A 23,432-nucleotide genomic window follows, 5' to 3' on the forward strand; every position below is an offset into this window, starting at 1 on the left:
ACCATGCAGCGCAGCGGTGACAAGCAGGACACAACAGTCCTGAACCAAGATCCATAATTTAACATATTCTAACTATTTGGCGCGTTATGATTGTTTTCTCCTCCTTACAAATTAGACGTGGTACGCGGGTACTGCTGGATAATGCAACCGCTACCGTGAATCCGGGCCAGAAAGTGGGTCTGGTGGGTAAAAATGGGTGTGGTAAATCGACATTACTCGCACTGCTGAAAAGTGAAATCAGCGCCGATGGTGGTAATGCGACCTTTCCGCAAAACTGGGCGCTAGCCTGGGTGAATCAGGAAACACCAGCATTGGAGCGTCCCGCCATCGAGTACGTGATGGACGGTGATCGGGAATTCCGCCAGTTGGAAGCGGCGCTGAATGAAGCCAATGAAAAGAATGACGGCAACGCCATCGCTACTTTGCACGGCAAGCTGGATGCCATTCAAGCCTGGTCGATTCAGTCCCGTACCGCCAGTCTGTTAAACGGTCTTGGATTTACCCAGGATCAGTTACAACAGCCGGTAAGTGCGTTTTCCGGGGGCTGGCGGATGCGGTTGAATCTGGCGCAGGCGCTGATTTGTCGCTCCGATCTGCTGCTGCTGGATGAACCCACCAACCACCTGGATCTGGATGCGGTTATCTGGCTGGAAAAGTGGTTAAAAAATTATTCCGGCACGTTGATGCTGATCTCACATGACCGGGACTTTCTCGATCCCGTCGTGAACAAAATCCTGCATATTGAGCAGGAAACGCTGTATGAATACACCGGCAACTACTCCTCTTTCGAGCGGCAGCGGGCGACGAAACTGGCACAACAGCAGTCGATGTATGAACACCAGCAGGAACAGGTCTCTCACCTGCAACACTATATTGACCGTTTTCGCGCTCAGGCCACCAAAGCCAAACAGGCACAGAGCCGTATCAAAATGCTGGAACGTATGGAATTGATTGCCCCGGCTCACGTGGATAATCCTTTCCGCTTCAGTTTCCGCCCACCGGAAGCTTTGCCCAACCCATTGCTGCGCATGGAAAAAGTCAGCGCAGGCTACGGTGACAAGCTAATTCTTGAATCGATCAAACTGAATCTGGTGCCAGGTTCGCGTATTGGTCTACTGGGCCACAACGGTGCCGGTAAATCAACGCTGATTAAGCTGCTGGCAGGCGAACTACAGCCGCTTCATGGGGATATCGGGCTGGCAAAAGGTGTGAAGCTGGGTTATTTCGCGCAGCATCAATTGGAATTTCTGCGGGCAGATGAATCCCCATTACAGCATCTCACCCGTCTGGCTGCGCGTGAAACGGAACAACAGTTACGCGATTATCTCGGTGGATTTGATTTCCGCGGCGATAAAGTGACGGAAGCGACGGAACGTTTTTCCGGCGGAGAAAAAGCACGTCTGGTGCTGGCGTTAATCGTCTGGCAACGGCCTAATCTGCTGCTGCTCGACGAACCGACCAACCATCTGGACTTGGATATGCGTCAAGCATTAACCGAAGCGTTGATCGATTTTGAAGGTGCCTTGGTGGTGGTTTCTCATGATCGCCATCTGATCCGATCCACTACTGACGATCTTTATCTGGTACATGACCGCAAAGTTGAGCCATTTGATGGCGATCTGGAAGATTATCAACAGTGGTTGCTGGGTATGCAAAAACAGGACACTTCGGCTGACGACGGTCTGAAAGCGAACGCCACCAATAATGCTCAGGCACGTAAAGAGCAAAAACGACGGGAAGCAGAACTGCGTACACAGACCCAGCCATTGCGCAAACAGATCGCTCAGCTCGAACAGCAGATGGAAAAATTGAACAGTGCACTCGCAGCAGTGGAGTCCCGTCTTGCCGACAGCGAGCTTTATGACAACAGTCGTAAAGCTGAACTTACCGAGTGCCTGCAAAAGCAAACGGCGGTGAAAAACGAGCTTGAAACAACCGAGATGGCCTGGCTGGACGCGCAGGAACAGTTGGAGCAATTAACCCAATCTTTTGATAGTCCCCACTCTTTTGATAGTCAAAGTTAATCCGCTGGGATTTCGGGATATCTGCGAGGGCAGGTATCCCGGTTTAATGCCAAATCATCAGCACACAGGCGGCAGTCAGTAACCCCATACCAAGATTGAATATCTTCCAGGCAGTCGGGCTGCGCAACATCTGGCCGATTACCGAGCCAAACACCAACCAGATGGCCCCCGCTACCGCATTAACCGTGACCAACGCAATACTGATGCCGACCACCGAGCCGATATACCCTTCCCCTGCCAGACTGAATCCGGCCACCGCACCCAGTGACATCAGCCAAGCCTTGGGGTTCAAAAATTGCAGTAGTCCCCCCTGATACATCGGCATAGGATGCGGCGGTGCAGTATCCGTATCCAGTTGTTCATAGGCTGCGGTGGCAATCTTCCATGACAACCACAGCAGGTAGGCACTGCCGAGGACTTTCAACGCCAGGTGTAACGGAGGATAAATCAACAACAAGCTCCCCAGACCCAGCGCGGCCAATAACAACACACTCTGCATGCCGATCATGATCCCGAGCATCAGTGGTAGCGAACGTATAAAACCAAAATTGGCGGCAGACGCCGTCAGTAGCATATTATTAGGGCCTGGGGTAATGGCTGCAACCCACAGAAAACCAAGCATGGAAAGGAAAAGGCTAAAATGCGCCATGAAATCGGGATGCCTTATACCAGACGAATTGACAAGATAATCAACCTAGCAGCGTGATATGGCCCAGACAAGTCTTTTACTATGAATATTGAACCATTGACCAGTCAGACTTTTCATCCCATGTCAGGGATGCACAATCCACATCTGCAAACGCTGCTGCCACAACTGATCCGTCGTCACCTCCGGTTAAAACCCGTCTGGCAGACGCTGGATATGCCGGATGGCGATTTTGTCGATCTGGCCTGGAGCGAAGATCCACTATCAGCAAAACATAAACCCCGGGTGGTACTGTTTCACGGTCTTGAAGGCAGTTTCCACAGTCCTTATGCCCATGGATTACTGGCCGCCTGTCAACGGCGCGGCTGGCTGGCGATGGTGATGCACTTTCGCGGTTGCAGCGGCAAACCCAACCGCATGAAGCGCATTTATCATTCAGGTGAAACCGAAGACGCCAGCTATTTGCTACGCTGGATGCATGAAACGCTGGGTGAGGCGCCAACGGCCGCCGTCGGCGTGTCGCTGGGGGGAAATATGCTGGCTTATCTGCTGGGTCAACAGGGAGCACAATGCAGCCTGGCTGCGGCGGTTATTGTCTCGGCACCGCTGATGCTGGCACCTTGTAGCCAGCGTATCGATCAGGGATTTTCACGGATTTATCAACACTATCTGGTACACCTGCTAAAACAGAATGCCAGCCGTAAAATCGCCGCTTATCCTGATACATTGCCCATTCTTTTGCCACAATTGAAAAAAATACGACGGCTACGCGAGTTCGACGATCTGATCACCGCCCGTATTCATGGCTTTCTGAATGCGGCAGACTATTACCAACGGTGCAGTGCAATGCCGCTGTTACCGCAGATTTGTAAACCGTTACTGATCATTCAGGCCAAAGATGATCCGTTCATGACACAAGACGTGATCCCCGACCTGGCATTATTACCGCCGAATATTGAGTATCAGCTAACAGATCACGGCGGCCATGTCGGCTTTGTTGGTGGCTCGTTACTTAACCCCGAAATGTGGCTGGAACAGCGCATTCCGGACTGGCTCACTCCGTTTTTGGACCAATAATGTGATTATTCCCTGGCAACAACTGGACCCGGAAACACTGGAAAATCTGATCGAATCTTTTGTGCTGCGTGAAGGCACTGATTATGGAGAGCATGAGCGCACACTGGAGCAAAAAGTGGCTGATGTACGTCGGCAACTGGAACATGGCGAAGCGGTACTGGTGTGGTCCGAACTGCATGAAACCATCAATGTGATGCCCCGCAGTCAGCTTACCGCGAGTGATCTTCACGAATATTGAATCAGTAGCAAAAAACGTGAAAAGGGATGTAACCCCCAGATAAACATGGTAACAATGGGGTTATCTAACCGCAGTGACGGTTTTCAGTAACCGTACCGATGCATACCCCCATAACGGAGTTTCAGCATCATGTCGCACCAACACCCGATTATCGCTGTAACCGGCTCCAGTGGCGCCGGAACCACCACCACCAGTCTAGCTTTTCGCAAGATTTTCCAGCAGTTGAAAATCCGCGCTGCTCAGGTTGAAGGGGACAGCTTCCACCGTTACACCCGTCCGGAAATGGACATGGAAATCCGTAAAACACGAGATTTAGGGCGGCATATCAGCTACTTTGGCCCGGAGGCCAACGATTTCTGTCTGCTTGAGAAATCGTTCACTGAATATGGGCAGCACGGCACCGGAAAAACCCGTAAATATCTGCATACTTACGATGAAGCCATTCCTTACAATCAGGTGCCGGGAACATTTACCCCCTGGGAACCGATGCCGGAACCTACCGATGTGCTGTTCTATGAAGGGCTGCATGGTGGCATAGTCACGCAACAGCATAATGTGGCCCGTCATGTCGATTTACTGGTGGGTGTAGTGCCAATTGTCAACCTGGAATGGATTCAGAAACTGGTTCGCGATGTGAATGAACGTGGTCATTCCCGCGAGGCGGTGATGGACTCTGTGGTGCGTTCAATGGAAGACTACATCACCTACATTACGCCACAATTTTCCCGCACCCATATCAACTTCCAGCGTGTACCGACGGTGGATACGTCCAACCCTTTTGCGGCAAAAGCCATCCCGTCGCTGGATGAAAGCTTTGTGGTCATTCACTTTCAGTGTATGGACGACATTGATTACCCTTATCTGCTGGCCATGCTGCAAGGGTCGTTTATTTCCCACATCAATACACTGGTGGTACCCGGCGGCAAGATGGGACTGGCGATGGAACTGATCATGGGGCCATTGGTGCAACGGTTGCTGGAAGGCAAAACCATCAAATAATACCGGGCCGCCACGGTTACTCACAGCATCGATAACGCTTCCGGGGTGGTTTCTGTCAGCAGTAACCCGGCTCGCATGCCCGTCGCCACCTGAGGATTGGGAAATAAAACCCACTCTTGCTCATGCTGAACCCGGTAGATTTCACCGGGTTGCTCTGCCAACAACATCCCTTGGGTCAAGCAGGTAAAATTGGGCGTATCGTCAGACAAATTCAGCCGGAATACCTCGCTGTGTTTGATAATGGTATGCACCACACGGAACAGACGCATGGCGGTCTGGCGGCGCACCGGTCGCGTATCTCCCGAGATAAACGCCTGCAACATACGGTTAATGTCGGCAAAATGCCGCAGATCATTGGCGCCAAACGGGCGGGCTTTTCCCAGCTCAAGCGTACAACTGGCCGCCTGACAGCACTCGCTACTGAAGTGACTGAACGTTCCGCCCGGTGCACGGTGGAACACCAGCGCGTCTAAATCCGCCGCATCCAGCCAGGCAAGCAGCGTCGCGTCATAAGGGTGTGACTGAAACGGCAGCAAACCAAAGCGCGGCAGAACCGAGTCCCGGATAGCCGTATGCAAATCATAATGATAGCGGGCCACGCCGGAATCAGGCACATCGGCGGCAAAGAACGCCGTGACCAGTTGCTCCAGTTGCCGGGCACGTGCGGTTTCGCCGCTGGCGGCAAACTGGCGATAACGACCGCCAAACATACGGTTGATATCGGTGTGCAGATAACGCTTCCCGGCCTGCAACGCCGGAATGTTGCCGAAAATCACCAGCAGACGAACGGCCAGCGGACGTTGCCCGCTCAACAGTTCAGTAACCAATTGATTGAGCATCTCAACCGGTGCCGTTTCATTGCCATGTAATCCTGCCGACAATACCACCGCCTGTCGATAGACGGCTTTCGGCCACAGCGCCAGGATGCCTTCCGCCAGCCATTGCCAGCATAGTGTCGAGGTTTCCCCCTGTTTGATGACTGGCGACTCTCCCTGCAAAGTCAATGACAGAAAATTCACGCGCATCACTCCTAACGCTGAAAAGGATAGATAGATCCCAGCCCCAGGATCACCGTCAACGCATCCAGCGCTTCCCGTCCTTCGCTCAGCAGCAGAGGATCCGCCAGATCATTCTGCGTCAACTGGTCACGGTAGTAACGCTCCACCCAGTCATTTAAGCGGTTAAACAGGTTATCGTTCATGATGACCTGCGGATTGACGGCTTGCAGTTCCTGTTCATTCAATACCACCCGCAAGCGAAGACAGGCCGGTCCGCCACCATTACGCATACTCTCACGCAAATCGAAAACCTTGATTTCGTCAATCGGGCCACCACGGCTCACCCGTTCAGACAAATAACGCCATACCCCGACATGCTGGCGGGACTCTTCCGGTACCACCAGCGTCATCTTGCCATCTTGCCGGGTCAGGAGCTGGCTGTTAAACAGGTAAGTTGCCACCGCATCTTCAACCGAGACACTGGCTTCCGGTACTTCAATAGCGATCAACTCTTCGTCAAGCGTGGCCATTTTGCGGCGAATTTCGTCCAGCGCCTGGGCCTGATTCAAAAACGCCTGCTGATGGTGAAACAATACCTGTTGGTTACTGACCGCAATCACATCGTTATGAAAGACGCCTTTATCAATCACTGCCGGGTTCTGTTGTATAAATACCGTGTGGTTTTCATCAAGCTGATGTAGACGGGCTATCGCCTCACTGGCTTCTCGTGTCTGCCGCGCCGGGTAACGCTGCGGCCCGGCCACATTGCCGTAGACATGCTGACCATAGACAAACACCTGCACACTACGTCGCCCATATGCACCGCCCAGACGGTTATGGTTGGCGGCGCCTTCATCACCAAACAGTGCAACCTGCGGCAGGGCGTTATGATGCACAAAATGGCGCTCATTGCTAAAAATAGCCCGCAACACCGCTGATGTCGTTTCGGCTTCGATCGCCCGATGAAATTTATTGTTCAGATTGGCTGCCGTGAAATGAACCCGGCCATCGGCACTGTCTGACGACGGTGATACTGTCGCCGCATTGGCCGTCCACATTGATGAGGCCGAGCTTAACGCCGACAACAAACGAGGAGCCTGGCGCATCGCCTGCGCCAGTACCGTCGCATCACTGCCGCTGAATCCCAGCCGGCGCAACATCGGTATATGAGGCCGCTCCTGCGGGGGCAGCACCGCTTGCCGGAAGCCGAGATCCGCCAGCGATTTCATTTTCAGCAATCCTTGTTTGGCCGCCAATCGGGGATTGGATACGCTGTTCTGATGTAACGTCGAGGCTTCATTGCCAAACGACAAACCGGCATAGTGATGAGTCAACCCCACCAGACCATCAAAATTCACTTCATAAGACATTGTGTTTCCCCACACCAGGCACGGCATTCATCACAGATCAAATGACACCCCAGGAGACAACGCGGCCGGTAACGTCAGGGTATCGACTTCCAGCGATGCCATTGGCCAGGCACAATAATCGGCCGCATAGAATGCGCTGGCTCGATGGTTACCGGAAGCACCGATACCGCCAAACGGCGCGGCGCTGGATGCGCCGGTCAACGGCTTGTTCCAGTTGACAATACCCGCACGGGCCTCCAGCAGCAGACGATCAAACAACTCGCGCCGGGATGATATCAATCCCACCGCCAGACCGTAGCGGGTCTGATTGGCGATATGCAGCGCTTCATCAAAATCGTCATAACGAATGACACTCAGCAAGGGGCCGAAATACTCTTCATCTGGCGCTGCCTGCACATTGGTGATCTCGAGAATGCCGGGGCTGAGCAATGCACTACCCGGTTCAAGCTGTGTCATCATCAGCAACGGTGTCGCCCCCAACGCCAGCAGTTGCTGCTGGGCATTCAGCAGGTTTGTCGCCGCTGCCGCGGAAATCACCCCCCCCATAAAGGGTTGGGGTTCCGCATCCCAGCGTCCCACACGTAACCCCTGCGCTACTGTCACCAAACGCCGTAACAACACATCACCAGCATCGCCGCGCTTCACCAACAGACGACGAGCACAGGTGCAACGCTGTCCGGCGGAAATAAATGCCGACTGAATAACCAGATTGACGGCTGCATCAATCTCTGTCACATCATCGACAATCAGCGCATTATTTCCCCCCATTTCCAGCGCCAGAATTTTCTCCGGCTGTCCGGCCAATTGGCGGTGCAGGTGATAACCCGTATTGGCACTGCCGGTAAACAGCAGACCATCAATACCGGGATGTGCGCTCAACGCTTCTCCCGTTGAACGACCGCCAGTCACCAGGTTCAAAACACCGTCCGGTAATCCAGCCTGTTGCCACAGCCTGACTGTCTCTTCCGCCGTGGCGGGCGTTAACTCACTCGGTTTGAACACCACACAGTTACCCGCCAACAGTGCCGGAACGATATGGCCGTTCGGCAAATGTCCGGGGAAATTGTAAGGTCCGAAAACCGCCAGCACACCGTGCGGTCGATGACGTAAAGAAGAGGTTCCCACCGTCATCGGCGTGTAGTGCTCACCGGTTCGTTGCTGATAAGCCTGAATGGAGATCTCGATTTTGCCGATCATCGCCTGCACTTCAGTCAGGGTTTCCCAGCGAGGTTTGCTGGTTTCACGGCTGATGATGGAAGCCAATACCGGTTTATGCTGTTCCAACAATTGGGCAAAACCACGAATCACGGCGATACGTTCATTCAGTGTTGTACGGGCCCAGGCGGGAAACGCGGCGCGGGCTGCGTCACAGGCTTCTTCGACATCATCATGGTCAGCGGCGGCCGCTTTCCACAACAATTGATTATCGACAGGATCCGTTTTGGTAAATTCCGGGCCGCGGCCATGCCGCCAGATACCCTTGATAAACAGCGCGGGATGAGACACTAGAACTTCTCCTGAGGTATGAGAGGAAGTAGCCGTATCTGATCGCCTGATACGACACCCAAAGCACGGGCAGCATCTAAAGAAAGCGGTAGCTGGTCACTCATAGGATCTGCATGAACCAAGAGAGCACGGTAGTGGTGATAATTATCATTAGCCACCAGACACTGCGGTAGATGAGGCACCGCACAAGGATGATCCATTATCACAATCGGCAGTAATCTGCTGTGCCGTACTGCACGCAAATCGTCAATCTCGGCATCCAACGTAGGGCCACCGTCAAAAATATCCACATATCCGTTATAGCGCAGCCCTTCTGACTCCAGCACCGTACGCGCGGGCATGGTGTGGGGGTGAACGCTGCCGATGGCTTCACGGGCACCGGGTGCCAGCAAATCGACATACAGTGGATGCTTGGGCATCAATTCGGCAATAAAGGCTTTTTGTCCGGTTCCACTCAGGTAATCGGCTTTGGCAAAATCAATAGAGAAAAAATGATTACCAACACTGTCCCAAAAGGGTGAGTTACCGTTTTCATCCGAGTAACCTCGCATTTCGGCGAAAAGTTTTCGTGAGAAATGCTCGCGAAACGCGGCAATAAACAAAAAGCGCACTTTAGACAGTAACTTACCATTCGATCCATGACGATAGTCAGGATCGAGAAACAGGGTACACAGCTCGCTGCTTCCGGTATAGTCGTGTACCAGCGTGAGGGTCTGCATTGACTTATACACCCCGAGCGCTTTGGATGCGTGCACCAGCGTTCCCAGTCGGAAACTGTACCAGGGTTCAGATAAGCCAACGGCTACCTCCAGCGCACTGACGCCAACAACCCGTCCCGTAACGGTATCTTCCAGCACAAACCAGTATCCCTGCTCGCCTGGGGGGACTTCCCCCTGGCGAGTACAGATTGTCCGCGCTATCCGTGTTGCCAGCGTCTGTTCATTTTTCGGCAACGATGTCAGACCGACGCCGGATTTACCCGCCAGTACCAGTAAATCAGGGAGATCGCTCTGCTCAACCGGACGGATTATCATCATAATTACCCACCTCTCAGGCTCAGTTTCAGCCGTAAATCTTCGCGATAGCCCGTGTAAAGCGCGCTAACCCTTCACGCACATCCGCTTCTGGAATAATCAGTGACGGGGTGAAGCGTACCACATCCGGACCGGCAATCAGGGCAATCACCCCCTCCTCATTGGCCAGTTGAGTGATCGCTTTGGCTTTTCCAGCGAACGCCGGTAACAACTCACAACCGATCAGCAATCCACGGCCCCGTATGTCGGCGAACACCGGATATTGTGTATTAATACTCGCCAGCTCATCTATAAACCATTGATGACGCTGCTTCACCCCCGCCAATAGCACCGGCGATCGTATCAGTTCGAATACCGTCCCCGCGACGGCGGTAGCCAGCGGATTACCACCATAAGTAGTACCATGCGTACCGACGGAAAATGCGGCGGCCAGCCGATTGGTCGTGATCATGGCGCCAATCGGGAAACCACAACCCAACGCTTTCGCCGTGGTCAACACATCGGGAATGACGCCGTATTGCATATAGGCATACAGATCCCCGGTTCTGCCGACGCCGGTCTGCACTTCATCAAAAATCAACAGCGCCTGATGGCGATCGCACAATTCACGCAACCCTTGCAGGAACACCGTATCGGCGGGCACCACGCCCCCTTCCCCTTGAATCGGCTCGACAATCACGGCACAGGTCTTATCGTTGATAACGCTTGCCGCCGCAGCCAGATCATTGAAATCAGTATGGACAATACCGGTGGGCAATGGCGCAAAATCCTGTGAATATTTCGGCTGTCCGCCAGCAGAGACGGTGAACAACGTGCGACCGTGGAAAGCATTGTTAAACGCCACGATCTGATTCTTTTCATGCCCGACGGTATCCAGAGCATATTTACGCGCCAGTTTCAGCGCCGCTTCATTGGCTTCCGCACCTGAATTACAGAAAAAGACCTTTTCAGCAAATGTGGCGTCAATTAACTGCTTCGCCAGACGCAATACCGGTTCATTGGTATAACCGTTGCCAACATGCCACAACATGCCAGCCTGTTCAGTCAGGGCAGCAACCACTGCCGGATGGGCGTGGCCCAACGCATTCACCGCAATACCACCAGCGAAATCGATATACTCTTTGCCCTGTTGATCCCACAGGTGTGAGCCTTCTCCGCGTACCGGAATGAAATCGGCAGGCGCATACAACGGGATCATTCTTTCATCAAAATCGTGACGGCTAACGGGAAGAGCGTGTTCCATAGTAACCTCATTATACGAACGACAGGTGGCCAGTAACAGCGCTACCGCAGTTAAGTGAAAGCCGATTCATGTGCCAATCGGGCAAACCATTCCAGATGACTCAGCACGACAGTAATGATGTCAACATACGGCAATCAGTTTCCTGTTCCAGCGCCAGACAGAAGCTAATCACTGACTGCGCTTGCTGTTCCGATACCACCCGTGTAGCCAGCGTGGCGAATTTCGCCAGCAAATCCGCATCACTCAGCGGGTTGGTTGGCGCGCCAAGCGGAATCCCGACCCGGTGTTGCTGACGTGCGCCGCGGTATGTCGTCAGGGTTAATAATGGCTCGCTGTCGTCATCCTGTTGATCGTCAATATGCAGGGTGATGCGCGACAACAAGCGTTGAATATCCGGATCGTTCCGTTTATCCACGCTGTAAGCCGACAACCCGGCATGACCATGAACCAATCGCGCCGCCAACGCATAAGGCAGGCTCATCTGCGCTGCCGCCAAACTGTCCAGATCACAGCCGCCGCACATGCCATGCAGGAACCGGCTGAGGCTGACATCAATACTGGCCACATCGTTCATGCTGATGTCCATGCTGGTCATTAGTATCCCAACAGCGTCAATCGCGGAATGGACTCCACGACAAGAAGCGTAAGGCTTGATAGAGCAACGCGCCAATTTCCAGACATCACCCAACCCGTCCGTCAGCGCTTCCGGCTGTGCATCCTGTCCCGCCAACGTGGCGAGGAAACCGCCCCAGACATCATCAAACAGTTTCTGTGGTCCACTCACCTGGCCAGCAGCCAACTGAGCTGCCAGCACGCCGCCTTCCGCAGCACGTCCAGCGTGTAATTTCTTGCTTTGAGAACCATCGTGAATAAATGCCCACAACCCACCGCTGAAACTTCCGGCAATCCCCAGTGCCGCACTGGTTTGCGCTGGCGTCAGTTGTAACAGATAAGCGACGGCGGCAGCGGCACCAAATACCCCACAGGTCGCGGTAGAATGCCACCCTTTACCATTGTGGGCAGAGTACCCGCCGCAGGCTTCCAGCACTCGACGCCCGACGTCATAACCCAGCATCACCGCCGTGATGAGTTGCTGGCCGGATACCGGTTGGGAGCACAACGGCAATACCGCCAGTGCCGCCGGCACCACCACCGCACCGGAGTGGTCGCAGCCACCGGTATCATCCAGCTCATACATATGCGCCGCGATACCATTAAGCAGCGCCGCGTTACGCGTACTGGTTCTGCGTGTACTGCCCCATACTTGCGCGAGAGGCGCGGCACCGTCGGCCTCGACAATATGAAAAGTCGTTTGCCAGACATCGCTGTCCACCCCGGCCAGCGCGGCACCCAAGGTATCAAGGATATGGCGTTTACAGCGCTCTACCAATGCGGGAGGAATATCACTAAAGCGAGTGTCATGAATAAACCGCGCTAACTGCATTTGGGCAGAACGCATCATGCATCCCCATGCGTATAACGGTGATAAACCATCACTGGATGCTCGGGAACATTCGCTGGCTGTTGCCGCCATTCATTGGCAATCTCACCGGCGGTCGCCAGCCAGACACCATCATGTCCGGTGATAAAATCAAGTAACTCAGCCAACACACCAATGCGACCGGCAGTGCCCATGATTTCCGGATGCAAACGCAGCACATAGCACAACCCAAAACGGTAGAATCCGCTGAAATCCATCTTCATGTTATCCAGCGTATGGGAGTAAGACGCAATCCGGGATTGACCCGGTGGAACGGCAGGACTGAGGTTAAAGGCAAAGTAGGGTTCATCTTCCAGTTCGTAGTGCAGCGGAAGCTCCACCACGGGTGCATCGGCGTGAAAATAGGGCAAGTCATCACCGCGCAGGGAAGAGGACCAACGTATGCCTTCCCGCTGCATCGCCTGGCTAAAACCATCCGTCCATTGTCCGGCGGGCACTCGAAAGCCGACCGGGCGCACGCCGCTCAGCGCTTCCAGCACGTCGCATCCCTGACGCAGGCTATCAATCTGCTCAGCCAACGTCAGATTGTCGAAATTCTGATGGCGGAGTCCCGAACAGGCTATTTCATGACCAGACTGCACGATACGGCTAAAGGTTTCGGGATTCTCCTGCGCCACAATGGCGGGCAAACACCAGGTTGCCGGCACCTGTTTGGCTGCCAGCAACGCCAGTAAACGATCGACACCTCGGGTGGTGCCATAACGCCATACCGACAGGGTTTTCTCCCGCCCGGCGACCGCCGGTGTCTGAGTGAGAATGCCATGAACATCGTGATAGTCGATGGTGATCACCACCGCACACTTCTGGCCCTCCGGCCAGCAGGATTGATTAATCATGACATGGCTCCTGTAAAAACCAGTGCGCGACATCGCGGCAACGCGCAAACCAGACATCATCACGCTGACGCATGTGAGCTAAAAACTGCTCCAGCAACAAAATACGTCCTGGTTTCCCGCTGATTTTAGGGTGGAACAGCGTCGTCAGGCACAGCCCTTCATTCATGGCTCCATCGTATTCACGCTGCCAGTTATCCAGTGTCAGGGCATAACTGGCGGTCCGGTCAAGCCCGGCGGGAAAATCCGGCGCACGGGTATAGGCCAGCGAGGAGTAGTCATCCATCTCCCAACGACCAGGGATTTCCACCAGTGGCCGCGTTTTGCCCGGCACCGGAATCAGATAGGGGCGATCATCGCCGCGCATACTACTGGAATAAATGACATCCGCATCCAGCAAAACCGCCGTGGTTTGCGCATGCCAGTCCCCAGACGGGGTGCGAAAACCCTCGGCACGAATGCCGAGGTAACGCCAGAAAATATCACGGGAAACCTGCATCACTTGCCGCTGTTCTTCAGCTGACAAAGCATAAAACGACTCATGTCGATAACCGTGATAGGCGACTTCATGACCTCGCTCGACAATGGCGACGCACTGTGAAGGCCAGTTTTCCACCACCCAGGCAGGCACAAAAAATGTGGCCGGGATGGTGAATTGCTCCAACAGATCGAGAATGCGTCCCAACGCCCGAAACGGACCATAGCCGCCGAAGGTAAAGTATTCCGGTTTTTGCCAGATAGAGCCGTCAAGCATGGCATCGCCGGTTGGACCATCAAGATCAAACGCCAGCGCCATACAGCCCTTTTTACCTTCCGGCCAGCGTGGGCAGTTATCCCGTGTATTTATCATGACTGACTCCGACAATACCCGTGTATTAGCGACCCTGATTCACCGTCGCGTTCTTGACAGCACCATCTTGCAGGCCCCATTTTTTCAGGATCGTCAGATAGCTGCCATCGGCGATCATCTCGTCAAGCGCGCCCTGAACGGCACTGACCAACTGGGTATTGGCTTTATCGATACCAATACCGGTGTATTGGAAGGAAAACGCCTTATCCAGTGGCTTATAGGTGTTTTTTTCCAGATTCATGATATAGGGAATGGTTTCACTGCCCTGCACCACGCCATCCAGACGATGCTGCCGCAGTTGGGAACGGGCATCGGCCGTACCTTCCGCGCCAACCACCACAATCGCGGGTTTACCCGCAGCTTCACAATGTGCCTTACTCCAGGCGGCGATTTCCGCCGGGAAGGTGGTGCGTCGGCTGGAGCCGACCTTTTTTCCACACAAATCAAGCGCAGTATTGATATCACTGCGAGAAGCCAGGGTATAAAACTGTGGCCCGGTGGTGAAATAATCGACAAAACTCACGACATCCTGACGCTTTTTGGTATCGGTCATTCCAGACATGATCATATCGATACGCTTGGTTGCCACCGCATTGATCATTTGCTCAAAGCCAATTTCCTGCCAATTGATCTTAATCCCGAGCTTTTTACCAATCGCATTGCCCAGATCGTAATCCGCCCCAGTTAACTGGTTATCAGCGGGATTTTTGAACTCCATCGGCGGATAATTCGGCATAATTGCCACCGTCAATTCCCCTTTGGCCTTGATATCAGCGGGCAGCGATGGCGCAGCCCAGGTGACAGAGCTGAATAAAACCGACACGGCAACAGCAGAGAGCACGAGCTTTTTCATGAGTATTACCCTTGGTGAAAGTTAAAGGAGAATGGCAGAAATGAAATTCTGCATACGTGGATTCTGCGGATTGAGCAGCACATCTTCCGGGGCACCACGTTCAATAATGCAGCCTTCGTCCATAAACACGATCTGGTTCGCCACTTCACGGGCAAATCCCATCTCATGCGTGACCACAACCATGGTTGTGCCTTCCTTGGCCAGCAAGCGCATGACAGCCAACACCTCACCGACCATTTCGGGGTCCAGTGCCGATGTCGGCTCGTCAAACAGCATCAACTTCGGTTTCATCGCCAACGCCCGGGCAATGGCAACACGCTGCTGCTGCCCGCCGGAGAGCGTTTGCGGGTAATCATTCGCTTTATGTGCCAGTCCGACACGATCGAGCAACGCCATTGCCTCTTCGGTAGCTTCCCGTCGCGGGCGCAGCAGTACCTGACAAGGCCCTTCGATAATGTTTTCCAACGCAGTCTTATGGGGAAACAGGTTAAAACGCTGGAACACCATGCCGGTATGCAATCGCTGACGGGCAATTTGCCGGTCGTTAAGGGGGTAGAGTTTTTTACCGGCAACCCGATATCCCACCAGTTCCTCATCGACCCAGATAGCGCCGGTATCAACTTCCTCCAACTGATTGATACAACGCAGGAATGTACTTTTCCCTGAACCAGACGGCCCCAGAATGCACATCACTTCGCCGTAATTCACTTCAAGATTGATATCTTTCAACGCGTGAAAGTGGTCAAAATACTTATTAACGTTGACGGCTCTTACAATGTTTCTCATCCCGCTATCCTCTTTCATCGCGTAATTCAGTTACGACGGCTACTGCCGCGGGAGTAGTACCGCTCCAGCAAGCTCTGACCAAACGACAGGATGGTGACAATAATCAGATACCAAATACCAGCCACAAACAGCAGTTCCATCACCCGTGCATTGGCGTAATAGATGTTTTGAGTGTTATAGAGCAGTTCTGAATACTGAATCATGCTGGCCAGACTGGTGGTCTTGATCATGCTGATGAATTCGTTACCCACTGGCGGGATAATTACTCGCATCGCCTGCGGTAAAATTACCCGACGCAACGCTTGCAGGTGTGGCATACCGATAGATTTGGCTGCTTCGTATTGCCCAATGTCCACAGAGAGCAACCCGGCGCGCACCACTTCCGAGGTATAAGCGCCCTGATTGATGCTCAACCCCAACAACGCGGCCATGAACGGCGTCATCACACTTACTGTCTCAACACTGAATAGACCCGGAATAGCGATGGTTGGAAAAACCAGCGCCAGGTTAAACCACAGCAACAGTTGCAGGATCAGCGGCGTACCGCGAAAAATCCAGGTATAGCCGACAGAGACATAGTGCAGCACCGGATTGCGCGACATATGCATAATCGCCGCAATCACCCCGAACACGATACCCAGCGCCATCGCCAGTATCGACATGATCAGCGTGTTGACCACCCCATCAAGGATGGCTTTGGCGGTAAAGAACTTCCCAACATAGGACCACTCAATATTTCCCTGTGAAAACGAGTGACCCAACGCTATCAGCAGTAAGACGATAATGACCGTAGCGATGATCCGGCCGTAATAGCGGCGCGGAACATATTCATAATGGCTGAGGTCGACATATTTCTCGCGGTGCGAATACTCAGAGTGCTCTTGCGAGCGTTGCGAGGTGCTCATACCAGGCTCCAGTCATGGGTAAAAGAGATAAACATCAAATAACCAGGCCACGATAGGCACTGACCCACGCCGACTGTGATTGCATTACAGACTTCAGCCGCTCGATCTGCTCATTGACCCGCAGAGGTGCGGTGCCGCCATAACCATCACGAGCAGCGATTGCGGCATCAAGGGTCAGACAGGTACGGACATCAGCGGTCAAACGGGTATCCACGTCAGCCAGCTGTTCATCACTGACCTCCCATAACTGGCAAGCGTGTATTTCACACAGACGGACCAGTTTTCCTGTAATTTCATGAGCTTCCTTGAAAGGAACGCCGCGTTTTGCCAGCCAGTCGGCCACTTCGGTTGCTAGCGTAAAACCGTCTGGAGCCTGATGCAGAAGTTGATCGACATTCACGCTCATGGTTTCGATCATGCCGGACATGGCGGGTAGGACCAGACGCAGCGTATCCACCGAGTCAAGGACGCTGCGTTTGTCTTCACCCAAATCCCGGTTATAGGAAAGCGGCATAGCTTTCATTGTCGCCAGCATGGCCATCAGGTTGCCAATCAAGCGACCGCTGCGACCTCGCGACAATTCGGCAATATCGGGATTTTTCTTCTGCGGCATAATCGAGCTGCCAGTGGCATAGCTGTCATTAATCTCCACCCAGCGGAACTGCCGCGAGGCCCATAAACACACTTCCTCACTTAAACGGGAAAGATTGACGCCCAGCATGCCGGTAACAAACAGAAACTCGGCCACATGGTCACGACTGGCGACCGCATCAATGGAATTTTCACAGGGTGCCAGATACCCCAATTCCCGGGCCGACAGTTCAGGATGCATGGCAATAGCCGAGCCTGCCATGGCCGCCGCGCCCAGCGGAGATAACGCACAACGCGCGTCCCAATCTTGCATGCGCTGAATATCGCGGGAGAAGGCCTGAGCATGCGCCATCAACTGATGGGCAAAAACGATGGGCTGCGCCTGCTGCAAATGGGTAAACCCAGGCGCCAGAGTCTGTATATGTGCCTCAGACTGTTTGATTAATGCCGCCTGCAATTGCAGCAGGTCGGCAACGATTTTACGGCCATGATCGCGGAGGTACAGGCGTAAATCATTAGCAGTCTGATCATTCCGGGACCGTCCGGCACGCAGTTTTCCACCCAACTCGCCCAGACGAACCACCAGTTCCCGTTCGATAAACGTATGAACATCTTCATCATTTTGACTGGGCTGGAGCGTCCCCTGACGAAACTCGTCGTCCAACGTATCCAGGGTAGCGATCATTCTGAGCGTTTCATCATCCGTAAGTAATCCGGCACGCTGCAACTCATGAGCATGGGCACGACACCCGGCAATATCGTAAGGCGTGAGTGAAAAATAGTTATCGGGACAACGGGATAACGCGGTCAGTGCTGCCGCAGGCGCACTTTTAAAACGGGCTCCCCAAAGAAGCTCAGAACTGTTGGACATAACAACCCTCATGCTGGCATATTGAATGCGTTATTCTTTTCCGAGAATGAAATGAAGAAAGAAATTTTATATTTGGGGAATCGCTCTATAATAATAAAAGCTTATTGCCCGATAGTGATGAATCTCAACAAATAATATTAAATCCGTCGAACATCATATTTGTTGAAAAAACATCGGGAGGTAAATACCAATTATGGAAAGTAAACTTTCCGATTTCAGAAACCTACTAGCAGAAAAAAATGAAAGCTCACAAATAAGCATCAATAATGTGGACTTAAAGCTATTACGCGTATTCAAAAGTGTTGTCGAAGCCGGAGGTTTTACTTCTGCAAGTCATGAATTAAACATTGGATTGGCAGCAATAAGTAAACAGGTTTCTGATCTGGAAATTCGCCTTGGGATGACACTATGCAGCCGTGGGCGTGATGGTTTTTTTCTTACCGAATATGGCAGTATCGTCTATCAGGCCACGTTGGAGCTATTTTCTTCCATCAATCAATTCCGCGATCGTCTGCAAAATAGCCGTAATGAAATCCTCGGTGAAATCAATATCAGTGTGATTGATAACACCATCACCGACCGCCAATCGCCCATCACCAAAGCGGTGCGCCAACTTGCTCACATCGCACCAAAACTGAACATCAGGCTTCAAACGGAACAGCTCGACAATCTTGAGAGAGGATTAAACGAAGGTCGATTAACGTGCGCTATTGCGCCGGTTTATGAAGAAAAAAGCGAGTTTGAATATTATTTTCTCTATCAGGAAGAGTCACAAATATATTGTAGTAACGAGCATGAATTCTTCCATTTAAATGACTTGGATATCACTATTGATATGCTGAAAAATGCTAAAGTCATTAATCATAGTTACGCCAGCATACATCATAAAAATAAAGTATTTAATTTCAAGAATAGCAATATTCAGGCAGTGCAAATTGAATCTGTCGCCATGCTCATTCTGACTGGCCATTTTATTGGCTATCTCCCTTGCCATTATGCAGAAAGGTATGTTGAACAAAATTTACTACGACCTATTACTTTAGAATCATTAACCATTTTCACCCGATTCTGTTTTATTATCAAAAAAGGGAAAAGAATAAATACGATCATAAAATTATTTATGGACGCGTTGGGCATCCAGAGTGAATCATAACTACATGCACTATTTTGGTGCCTGCCAATCATTTTCGATACTACGTGTTCGCTACATCAGCACTTACTACGGCACCACCTCAAACAGCAGCGCGTGCCACTGACAACCGTGAGATATACTCACCTCACGGCTATTAAAGCTTTACGCCACGTCGCGCACTTCATGACTGTGGGTAATGTCCACCGCCTGACCCAGCATCAACGCGACAGAGCAATATTTTTCAGCCGAAAGGGAAACCGCTCGCTCCACGACCTTATCGGTCAGCCCTTTACCAGTAACAATAAAATGCAGGTTGATGGCAGTGAACAAACGGGGAGCGTCGGTTTTGCGATCCGACGTCAGCCGGACTTCACAATCCATCACATCATTACGGCCTTTTTGCAGAATGGAAACCACATCTATAGCACTACACCCACCGACAGACATCAGCACCATTTCCATCGGGCTTGGTGCCTTATCACCGGCATTGCCATCCATTAATACCTGATGTCCGGAGGCAGATTCACCGATAAACGTTAAGCCTTCAACCCACTTCACTCGCGCCTGCATAAACTCACCCTCAATCAACTATTTTTGAAATATTACATCGCTTATGTACAAAAAAGCCTGATAATCAGAGCTTAGTCATGCTGAAGCGAGACAACACGAGACACTACGTGCAACCTGTGTTACAAACGAATCCTGAATCTGCTTATTTCGAGCCAAAGCAAAAAAACGAGCAGATCATGACGTCACTCGATAAAGACTTAATTATATTCCCTGACGTCATTCCGCCTACACGGAATTTGAATTATAACTATGTTATCACGCCGTACAGGGAACTCTGAGCCCTGTGATTTGCGCAGTGAATTACAACAGAGGATGACAGCGAATGGTTCTCGGCAAACCGCAAACAGACCCGACTCTTGAATGGTTCCTTTCTCATTGCCATATTCACAAGTATCCATCAAAGAGCACGCTTATTCACCAAGGTGAAAAAGCAGAAACGCTTTACTACATCGTGAAAGGTGCTGTCGCAGTGCTGATCAAAGATGAAGAAGGCAAAGAAATGATTCTCTCCTATCTTAATCAGGGGGATTTTATTGGTGAACTCGGATTGTTTGAAGAAGGCCAGGAGCGAAGTGCTTGGGTGAGAGCCAAAACTGCCTGCGAAGTTGCTGAAATTTCATATAAAAAATTCCGTCAGCTGATTCAGGTTAATCCTGACATTTTGATGCGATTATCTGCCCAGATGGCGAACCGTCTACAGGTAACGTCAGAAAAAGTGGGCAATCTTGCCTTCCTGGACGTAACGGGTCGTATTGCTCAGACGTTGCTTAATCTGGCCAAACAACCTGATGCCATGACCCACCCAGATGGCATGCAGATTAAGATCACCCGCCAGGAAATCGGCCAGATCGTGGGATGCTCTCGCGAAACAGTAGGCCGTATACTGAAAATGTTGGAAGATCAAAATCTTATCTCTGCCCATGGGAAAACCATCGTGGTTTATGGCACCCGCTAACCCATATCAGATAACAAAAGAGCGTGCCGTGGCACGCTCTTTTCGTTTTGTCTAAAGACGGCTTACTGACTGTTGACGACCTGTGCCACCGCTTTGGCGAAAAGCGCCATGCCTTGATCGATATCGTTTAGCTCAATGACCAATGAAGGTACAAAGCGGATCACATCCGGCCCGGCCACCAGAATCATCAGGCCATGCTCAGCCGAAGCAGTCAGGAAATCCCGAGCCCGACCCTGCCATTCCGGTTTTAGCGCCACGCCCAGCAACAGTCCCTGACCACGAATCTCGTCGAAAATGCCGAACTCCGCATTGATAGTATTCAGCGCTGCCACAAAACGATCGTGACGTTCGGCCACACCTGACAGCACCTCCGGCGTATTAATCGTATCCAGCGCTGCTTCCGCCACCGCGCAGGCCAACGGATTACCGCCATACGTGGTACCGTGAACCCCCACCGTCATCACCGAAGCAATTTCCTCGGTGGTCAGCATTGCACTAATCGGGAAACCACCGCCCAACGCTTTGGCCGTAGTCAAAATATCCGGTTGAACACCGTAATGCATATAAGAGAACAGCTTACCGGTGCGCCCCATTCCACTCTGAACTTCATCAAATACCATCAACGCCTGATATTGATCGCACAACGCCCGCACACCGTTTATAAATTCCGGCGTTGCCGGGATGACGCCACCCTCGCCCTGCACCGGCTCTAACACCACCGCACAGGTGTGGTCATCCATAACCGCTTTGACAGCAGCCAGATCGTTAAACGGCACATGGATAATATCTGCTGGTTTCGGGCCGAAACCATCCGCATATTTCGCCTGCCCCCCTACCGACACAGTAAATAACGTGCGGCCATGGAATGCATGATAGAACGCGATGATTTTGGTTTTGTATGGGCTGTAACGCTTGATGGCATAGTGGCGAGCCAGCTTGAAAGCCGCTTCATTAGCTTCCGCACCGGAATTAACGAAAAAGACCCGATCTGCAAACGTCGCATTGATAAGCTTGCTTGCCAACCGCAAAGCCGGTTCATTGGTAAAAACATTACTGGTATGCCACAGAGTTTCCCCCTGTTGCTTGAGTGCTTCAACCAACGCAGGATGACAATGCCCCAACGCTGTCACGGCAATCCCACCAGAAAAATCGATATATTCCTTACCTTGCTGGTCCCAAACCCGGCTTCCCTTACCTTTAACCGGCACAAACTGCGCTGGTGCATAAACCGGAAGTATTACTTTATTGTGAGTGTCTCTTGTTACCGCCATTTTATCTGTTGCCATCTGCTTCCCCACCTCAATATCTCACTACCTTGAATGAAAATATAGTCAATAAATATGCATAAAAAATCACAACGAGGCAATCATTAATCTGCCGGAAAGAAAAATTATCCACTATATGACTATAAACCAAGAAAATTCTTCAGTAACTGATGCCCCTGCTGACTCAGGATGCTTTCCGGGTGAAACTGCACCCCTTCCAGAGGCAGAGAACGGTGACGAATACCCATGATTTCATCCATTCCCTGCTGATGCTCACTCCAGGCGGTAATCTCGAAACAGTCGGGTAGAGAAGCCTTATCAATCACCAGTGAATGATAACGCGTGACGGTCAACGGCTGAGCCAACCCGGTGAACACTCCCACATTGGTATGCTGAATTAATGATGTTTTGCCATGCATTACCTGCCGGGCACGGACCACCCGCGCACCAAATGCCTGCCCTAGCGCCTGATGACCAAGACAGACCCCCAGAATCGGCAGTCTACCGGCAAAATGGCGAATAACCGCCAGTGAAATGCCAGCATCATCCGGTGTACAAGGGCCAGGTGAGATCACCAGCCTCTGCGGTGCTAAACGTTCAATATCTGCTATTTGCAGCTCATCATTACGCTTTACCAGCACATCCTCACCCAATTCACAGAAATACTGATACAGGTTATAGGTAAAGGAATCATAGTTATCGATTAATAGCAGCATATCAAACCTAACTTATTGATAAACAATCAAAATATTATTTGATCTTTCTTTTCATACCCGCAAGAATACCCGCAATTTTTTTCGATACATGCTTATGGGCTAAAGCGGTAAAAGCCATTGTACCTGTCTCCAGCATGAAAGGGATGACAAGAAATTTACTTTAACAAAACGCTAAAGATACCTATGACCATACGGCGGAACCCATCACATCGCGCCAGCCCCTTTTTTGGGAGGGGCTGGCGCTCATCTTTCTTATGTGGGTGATTTTTCCATAACTCACCAGATCGGGAACAGAAAACCATCCCCCACCTTTCCCCCACTTGCTCAGGGATCACGGCTTCCCCCACCTGATTTTCATGGCTAGATTAAAAGTAATTATTTATTAGTGAGTTAAGTTATTCCCCCACTTCGCGTCTACATATGCGTGGGAAATGGGGGAAAATGCCGGATAGGATGACGCATTATCCGT

The 23,432-nt window shown here is 51.9% G+C and carries 22 protein-coding genes; 6 read left to right on the plus strand and 16 right to left on the minus strand.

The genetic code is table 11. The annotated features are described in order from the left end of the window. Positions 1-86 precede the first annotated feature (86 nt). Positions 87-2,024, plus strand: a complete 1,938-nt coding sequence (locus tag PCO85_20955) for an ABC transporter ATP-binding protein (GenBank protein WJV53584.1) — start codon at positions 87-89, stop codon at positions 2,022-2,024. A 43-nt stretch (positions 2,025-2,067) separates the two neighbouring features. Here the strand turns inward: PCO85_20955 and PCO85_20960 are convergent, their stop codons facing one another. Continuing rightward, positions 2,068-2,673: a LysE family translocator gene (locus tag PCO85_20960; GenBank protein WJV53585.1), complete on the minus strand. Its 606-nt coding sequence runs from the start codon at positions 2,671-2,673 to the stop codon at positions 2,068-2,070. 81 nt (positions 2,674-2,754) lie between these two features. Between PCO85_20960 and PCO85_20965 the strand changes: the two genes are divergently transcribed. The 3 genes from PCO85_20965 (at position 2,755) to PCO85_20975 (ending at position 4,984) form a co-directional block, all read left to right on the plus strand. After that, positions 2,755-3,747 carry a hydrolase gene (locus PCO85_20965; protein ID WJV53586.1) on the plus strand — a complete coding sequence of 331 codons (993 nt, stop codon included), beginning with the start codon at positions 2,755-2,757 and terminating at the stop codon, positions 3,745-3,747. A 1-nt stretch (position 3,748) separates the two neighbouring features. Further along, entirely contained in the window at positions 3,749-3,985 is a 237-nt protein-coding gene (locus tag PCO85_20970; GenBank protein WJV53587.1) for a YheU family protein, read from the plus strand. 129 nt (positions 3,986-4,114) lie between these two features. Further along, complete coding sequence (locus PCO85_20975; protein WJV53588.1) at positions 4,115-4,984, plus strand: phosphoribulokinase; 870 nt, start codon at positions 4,115-4,117, stop codon at positions 4,982-4,984. A gap of 20 nt (positions 4,985-5,004) precedes the next feature. Here the strand turns inward: PCO85_20975 and astE are convergent, their stop codons facing one another. From astE to argH, 12 genes are all read right to left on the minus strand, one after another. Beyond that, positions 5,005-6,009, minus strand: coding sequence for a succinylglutamate desuccinylase (astE, locus tag PCO85_20980; protein ID WJV53589.1), 1,005 nt, complete (start codon positions 6,007-6,009; stop codon positions 5,005-5,007). Positions 6,010-6,014: 5 nt separating this feature from the next. Then, entirely contained in the window at positions 6,015-7,352 is a 1,338-nt protein-coding gene (gene astB / locus PCO85_20985; protein ID WJV53590.1) for an N-succinylarginine dihydrolase, read from the minus strand. 30 nt (positions 7,353-7,382) lie between these two features. Then, entirely contained in the window at positions 7,383-8,858 is a 1,476-nt protein-coding gene (gene astD / locus PCO85_20990) for a succinylglutamate-semialdehyde dehydrogenase (protein ID WJV53591.1), read from the minus strand. Further along, positions 8,858-9,895 (minus strand): arginine N-succinyltransferase, encoded by a 1,038-nt coding sequence (gene astA, locus PCO85_20995; protein WJV53592.1) that lies wholly within the window; start codon positions 9,893-9,895, stop codon positions 8,858-8,860. The genes astD and astA overlap by 1 nt, the downstream gene beginning before the upstream one ends. A gap of 25 nt (positions 9,896-9,920) precedes the next feature. Beyond that, a complete protein-coding gene (locus PCO85_21000) occupies positions 9,921-11,135 on the minus strand; it encodes an aspartate aminotransferase family protein (GenBank protein WJV53593.1) in 1,215 nt (404 codons plus the stop codon). A 100-nt stretch (positions 11,136-11,235) separates the two neighbouring features. Then, positions 11,236-12,597, minus strand: a complete 1,362-nt coding sequence (locus tag PCO85_21005) for an MmgE/PrpD family protein (protein ID WJV53594.1) — start codon at positions 12,595-12,597, stop codon at positions 11,236-11,238. Then, the gene (locus PCO85_21010; protein ID WJV53595.1) at positions 12,594-13,472 is read right to left on the minus strand and encodes a polysaccharide deacetylase; all 879 of its coding nucleotides are present in this window, start codon (positions 13,470-13,472) and stop codon (positions 12,594-12,596) included. The genes PCO85_21005 and PCO85_21010 overlap by 4 nt, the downstream gene beginning before the upstream one ends. After that, a complete protein-coding gene (locus tag PCO85_21015) occupies positions 13,465-14,319 on the minus strand; it encodes a polysaccharide deacetylase (protein WJV53596.1) in 855 nt (284 codons plus the stop codon). The genes PCO85_21010 and PCO85_21015 overlap by 8 nt, the downstream gene beginning before the upstream one ends. 25 nt (positions 14,320-14,344) lie before the next feature. Continuing rightward, entirely contained in the window at positions 14,345-15,172 is an 828-nt protein-coding gene (locus PCO85_21020; protein ID WJV53597.1) for an ABC transporter substrate-binding protein, read from the minus strand. 21 nt (positions 15,173-15,193) lie between these two features. Then, positions 15,194-15,958 (minus strand): amino acid ABC transporter ATP-binding protein, encoded by a 765-nt coding sequence (locus PCO85_21025; protein WJV53598.1) that lies wholly within the window; start codon positions 15,956-15,958, stop codon positions 15,194-15,196. Positions 15,959-15,984: 26 nt separating this feature from the next. Next, positions 15,985-16,863 carry an amino acid ABC transporter permease gene (locus PCO85_21030; GenBank protein ID WJV53599.1) on the minus strand — a complete coding sequence of 293 codons (879 nt, stop codon included), beginning with the start codon at positions 16,861-16,863 and terminating at the stop codon, positions 15,985-15,987. Between the two features lie 34 nt (positions 16,864-16,897). Next, a complete protein-coding gene (gene argH / locus PCO85_21035) occupies positions 16,898-18,325 on the minus strand; it encodes an argininosuccinate lyase (protein WJV53600.1) in 1,428 nt (475 codons plus the stop codon). A 193-nt stretch (positions 18,326-18,518) separates the two neighbouring features. Here argH and PCO85_21040 point away from each other — a divergent pair, with 193 nt between their 5' ends. Continuing rightward, on the plus strand, positions 18,519-19,478 hold the full coding sequence (locus PCO85_21040; protein WJV53601.1) for a LysR family transcriptional regulator: 960 nt from the start codon (positions 18,519-18,521) through the stop codon (positions 19,476-19,478). A 141-nt stretch (positions 19,479-19,619) separates the two neighbouring features. Here the strand turns inward: PCO85_21040 and PCO85_21045 are convergent, their stop codons facing one another. Further along, positions 19,620-20,027: an OsmC family protein gene (locus tag PCO85_21045; protein ID WJV53602.1), complete on the minus strand. Its 408-nt coding sequence runs from the start codon at positions 20,025-20,027 to the stop codon at positions 19,620-19,622. Positions 20,028-20,349: 322 nt separating this feature from the next. On the opposite strand from PCO85_21045, the gene crp reads away from it, so the two are divergent. Further along, on the plus strand, positions 20,350-20,982 hold the full coding sequence (gene crp, locus PCO85_21050) for a cAMP-activated global transcriptional regulator CRP (protein ID WJV53603.1): 633 nt from the start codon (positions 20,350-20,352) through the stop codon (positions 20,980-20,982). A gap of 62 nt (positions 20,983-21,044) precedes the next feature. Here crp and PCO85_21055 read toward each other — a convergent pair whose 3' ends face one another. Then, positions 21,045-22,268, minus strand: a complete 1,224-nt coding sequence (locus PCO85_21055) for an aspartate aminotransferase family protein (GenBank protein WJV53604.1) — start codon at positions 22,266-22,268, stop codon at positions 21,045-21,047. A 119-nt stretch (positions 22,269-22,387) separates the two neighbouring features. Next, entirely contained in the window at positions 22,388-22,963 is a 576-nt protein-coding gene (locus PCO85_21060; GenBank protein ID WJV53605.1) for an aminodeoxychorismate synthase component II, read from the minus strand. Positions 22,964-23,432 lie beyond the last annotated feature (469 nt).

Origin of the sequence: Prodigiosinella aquatilis (assembly GCA_030388725.1) — a bacterium.
Lineage (GTDB): Bacteria > Pseudomonadota > Gammaproteobacteria > Enterobacterales > Enterobacteriaceae > Prodigiosinella > Prodigiosinella aquatilis.